The organism is Photorhabdus kayaii, from assembly GCF_025384895.1.
GTDB classification, from domain to species: Bacteria; Pseudomonadota; Gammaproteobacteria; order Enterobacterales; family Enterobacteriaceae; genus Photorhabdus; species Photorhabdus kayaii.
Window position 1 is genome coordinate 1 of sequence record NZ_JAJAFZ010000175.1, and the last position, 1389, is coordinate 1389.

The 1389-nt window shown below is 64.6% G+C and carries 2 protein-coding genes; one reads left to right on the top strand and one right to left on the bottom strand.

The window, feature by feature from the left end:
• Window positions 1-576, top strand: a 576-nt coding sequence (locus LGZ98_RS23705; protein WP_262978728.1) for a tyrosine-type recombinase/integrase, incomplete at its 5' end; no start/stop codon positions are given.
• A gap of 248 nt (window positions 577-824) precedes the next feature.
• Here LGZ98_RS23705 and LGZ98_RS23710 read toward each other — a convergent pair.
• Window positions 825-1016: a hypothetical protein gene (locus LGZ98_RS23710; protein WP_262978729.1), complete on the bottom strand. Its 192-nt coding sequence runs from the start codon at window positions 1014-1016 to the stop codon at window positions 825-827.
• Window positions 1017-1389 lie beyond the last annotated feature (373 nt).

A 1389-nucleotide genomic window follows, 5' to 3' on the forward strand; every position in this document is an offset into this window, starting at 1 on the left:
GGGATACGACGCAGTGAAGTGGCCCGGCTCGATATCTACAGCATTGACGGGTCACGCAAAACGGTGACCATCCGGCAGGGCAAGGGGAATAAAGACCGGGTATTGCCCCTCGGCGAACGGGCCTTAAACTGGCTCCAGTTCTATCAGCAGCAGGTTCGCCCGCAACTGCTGGTCACCCCGGACATCCAGTCGCTGTTCGTGGCAATGGACGGTCTCGACGGGTTGCAGCCGAACGGTATCACGAATGCCGTGAGCGGCTATATCCGGGCCGCCGGCATCGAGAAAAAAGGTGCCTGCCACCTGTTCCGGCATGCGATGGCGACGCAGATGCTGGAGAACGGGGCAGACCTGCGCTGGATACAGGCGATGTTAGGCCATGCCAGCGTGGAATCCACCCAGGTGTATACGCAGGTCTCTATCCGGGCCTTGCAGGCGGTGCACGCCAGTACGCATCCGGCGGAGCAAATGGCCGACGAAAAAGTCAGCGACGCCGATGAGGTGGGTTTACTGGCCGACCTGTACGCCGACGATAACGCCGATGCCGACACGCCGCCGGACAACCCGACGCTGACCTGAACCCCCGATAGCCGCTGAGCATCCACACGCCCCCGTTGAGTTGGGCGGGTTCGGTGTGGGGGCAGACCGTGGCCGGACTGCCCGTCGGCATCGGTGCACGCGGGGGTAAATAGTCGTCAGGCGGCCCAAGCCCCGACGTCCCCGTTGAGCCGGTCCAGGCCGCCCAACGCCTATTGAACATAATGCGGGGGGAATTATACGCACTGCGCCGGTGAGCCCGGGCAACCGCCTGAGCATTGATGAGCGGCTTAATGCGTATAATTGGCATTATGTCTTGCGCCCCCGCGGGTTAGCATCGAAGGGTGTGGCGCACAAGGCTGACGCCTTCTGCTGTCAGCCGCTGAGCCGGCCATCGGCAAAAACCCGTGTTCTTCTTTAGCTGCCGTGCCAACGTCCGGCCAACAACCCTGAAGGCAGGTCGGCCTGCGGCCTCCGCTCATTGACTTCCCCCCGCCCCAACCCTGCTGCACTGGCTGCGCGCGGCTCGCAGTCGCCGGCTCCTCGCTCGTCCCCGTGCTCGCCATCTCCGCCCCGTGCAGCCCCCAGGGGCTTCCCTGAACAAAATCGCGTGGTCATGCAAGGTCATGCGCAACCCGAAGCCCCGGTGCCCCCGAGCGTCGCAGGGGCGCCGCTTGCGGGCTCTCTGCCGCCCGCGCCCGCAGAACGGGCGCCCGCCGCCCAAGCAAGTTGGGCGATGTTCGCCCGTTGCCGAAAAAGGCGCTACACTGACCCGAGCGCGGCGGGAAAAACCGGCCTTCGGTGGCGAAAAGCGCGTCAGGGGGTTTTGGGTTCGGCGGTGAACGCACATTGGAA